Origin of the sequence: Streptomyces sp. NPDC127084 (assembly GCF_042724175.1) — a bacterium.
Classification (GTDB): Bacteria; Actinomycetota; Actinomycetes; order Streptomycetales; family Streptomycetaceae; genus Streptomyces.
In genome coordinates, this window is sequence record NZ_JBHXFA010000038.1 from 1 (window position 1) to 2586 (window position 2586).

General features: G+C 72.0%; 2 protein-coding genes and 1 pseudogene. 2 read left to right on the forward strand and 1 reads right to left on the reverse strand.

Features of this window, described 5'->3' with window-relative positions:
• Positions 1 to 29: 29 nt before the first annotated feature.
• Both ACFWI9_RS11940 and ACFWI9_RS11945 read left to right on the forward strand, forming a co-directional pair.
• A pseudogene (locus ACFWI9_RS11940) lies at positions 30 to 407 on the forward strand (ROK family protein); the annotation flags it as partial.
• 285 nt (positions 408 to 692) lie between these two features.
• A complete protein-coding gene (locus ACFWI9_RS11945) occupies positions 693 to 1730 on the forward strand; it encodes an NUDIX domain-containing protein (protein WP_387161032.1) in 1038 nt (345 codons plus the stop codon).
• Positions 1731 to 1749: 19 nt separating this feature from the next.
• Here the strand turns inward: ACFWI9_RS11945 and ACFWI9_RS11950 are convergent, their stop codons facing one another.
• Positions 1750 to 2448 carry an MBL fold metallo-hydrolase gene (locus ACFWI9_RS11950; RefSeq protein ID WP_387161034.1) on the reverse strand — a complete coding sequence of 233 codons (699 nt, stop codon included), beginning with the start codon at positions 2446 to 2448 and terminating at the stop codon, positions 1750 to 1752.
• Between the last annotated feature and the right edge of the window lie 138 nt (positions 2449 to 2586).

Genomic DNA, 2586 nt, shown 5'->3' on the forward strand with positions numbered 1-2586 from the left:
GTTCGGCGCGGTGACAAATTACGCCGCCCCGCGCCAACAAAAGGGGGGGGCCCCCCGCCGGGGCGGTGCACAGGGGGGCGGGGGGGGGCGCGGCGCCCGCGACGGCGGGCGATCCGATCGCCGCAGCCTCCTTCGAACGCGCCGCCCAGGCGCTGGCCGCCGCGATCGCGGGGGTCGCGGCGCTTGTCGAGATCCGTATCGCCGTCATCGGCGGGGGAGTCGCGGGCGCCGGAGACGTGCTGTTCGTCCCCCTGCGCAAGGCACTCCACGACTACGCCGCGCTCTCGTTCACCCGGAACCTCGTGGTGGCCCCGGCGCGCACCGGGACGGATGCGGGTCTCCTGGGAGCGGCAGCCGCAGCCCGGTCGGCCATCGGCCCGCGCGACGGCGGCCACGCCGGGGACTGATGCACGCTGCGACGGCGGTGGCCGTTTCGGCGGGGCGGCAGGCGGCGCCGCCTCGGTCGGTGCGCGGCCAGCGCGACTGCCAAGAGGCCTTCCCCGGGCCGGAGTCGATGAGGCGCTCGGCACGGCGGTGACCTTCGCGCCGGGCGACTCGCGCTTGCGTGGTGAGACCGTGTCCGGGGCCGATTCGGACCGGAACCCGCCCCCCCCGCCCCTCCGCTCACGCGCGGGTTTCATGGCAGGGTGTAGCCGAAAGTCCACTGGGGGCTACGGAAAGAGGGGGCAAGCGTGATCGTCTGGATCAACGGTACGTTCAGCGCGGGCAAGACCACCGCTGCTCGCGAACTGATCGATCTGATCCCGAACAGCACGTTGTACGACCCCGAGGTGATCGGTGGGGCGTTGCGGCATCTCCTGCCGCGCAAACGCCTGGAAGAGGTGACCGACTACCAGGACCTGCCGATCTGGCGGCGGCTGGTCGTGGACGCGGCGTCCGCGCTGCTCAGCGAGGTGGGCGGCGGGGTCCTGGTGGTCCCCATGACGCTGCTGCGCCAGGAGTACCGGGACGAGGTCTTCGGCGGTCTCGCCGCTCGCCACATACCCGTGCGCCATGTCCTGCTCGCCCCGGAGGAAACGATCCTGCGGGCCCGGATCGCCGCACGTGAGGAGCCGGACGTCCCCGGTGCCGGGGAGCGCGTACGGCAGTGGGCCTACGACCACATCGAGCCCTACCAACAGGCGCTCGGCTGGCTCAGGGACGACGCCCATGTCATCGACACCTCGTATCTGACGCCCCGGGAAACGGCCGAGGCCATCGCCGAAGCCGTACTCAACAGCTCCTCAGGAGCCTGCGACATCGTGCAGACACCGGAGCCGACCGCGGAGACCGTGGCAGCCGGGGTGCTGCTCTTCGACTCCGACGACCGGGTGCTCCTCGTAGACCCCACCTACAAGCCGGCCTGGGAGTTCCCCGGCGGGGTGGTGGAGCCGGGCGAGTCCCCGGCCCGTGCGGGGGTGCGGGAGGTGGCCGAGGAGATCGGCATACACCTCGACACCATGCCCCGGCTGCTGGTCGTCGACTGGGAGCAGCCACGGCCGCCCGGCTACGGCGGCATGCGGATGCTCTTCGACGGCGGCCGGCTCGACGCCGGAGCCGCCGCCGGCATCCGGCTGCCCGGCGACGAGCTGCGGGCCTGGCGGTTCGTGTCCGAGGAGGAGGCATCGTCGCTGCTTCCGCCGCACCGCTACGAGCGGCTGCGCTGGGCCCTGCGAGCCCGTGAGCGCGGCGAGGTGATCGCCCTGGAGGGCGGGACCCCCATCGGATAGACGGAGCCGGGGCGCACGGTCAGCGGTCCGCGTGCGCCTGCCCGGCTGCCTCACTCAGCAGCTCCGCGGCGTCCACGGTCACCGGATCCCCGTGCCCGAAGCACAGGACGGACGGCTTGAGACCGGACAACCGGCGCATCGACTTCCAGGCCGCCTCGCGGTCCACATTGAACACGCCCAGCATCACCCGACCCACGCCCGCGACCGCGTCGCCGGTGAACAGCACACCGTGGCGTGGCAGATGCACGGCGATCGAGCCATCGGTGTGGCCCGGGACGTGCACCACCCGGGCCCCACCGCCGAACCCGATGTCCTCCCCGTCCACGAGCACGCGGTGCACCCGTGTCGGCGGTGCCTTCGGCACCGTCAGCCCGTGCTCGTAGAGCGGGACCTCCCAGTCGAGCAGCACAGGTTCCGGCACCGGGACCTCACCGCGGATCACCGGGGCGTCCAGGGCGTGCGCCAGCACCTGCGCCCCGTGTCGATCCGCGAGCTCCCCGGCCGCGCCCACATGGTCGCGATGGCAATGGGTGAGCACGATCCTGCTGATCGCCGATGGGTCGGCACCGAGCCCTCGTACCGCTTCCTCGATCTCGTCGGCCGCGTCCGCGTACCCCGCGTCGATGAGAGTCAACTCCTCACCGTCGCGCCAGAGATAAGCCTGGCCGATCGGGAAGCGCAGCATGTGCAGTCGGGGAACCACCTCGATGACATCCATATGCCGAACGTAGACGGGCACATACGTCCGACGCATCGAACTACGCCCGGAGCGATCTTCGCCATTCGCGTAACCGCGCTGACCGCGCCGTCCGGAAGCGGGCTCCGCGGTCTCGCCCAGGCCCTGTCCGGGCCTGGG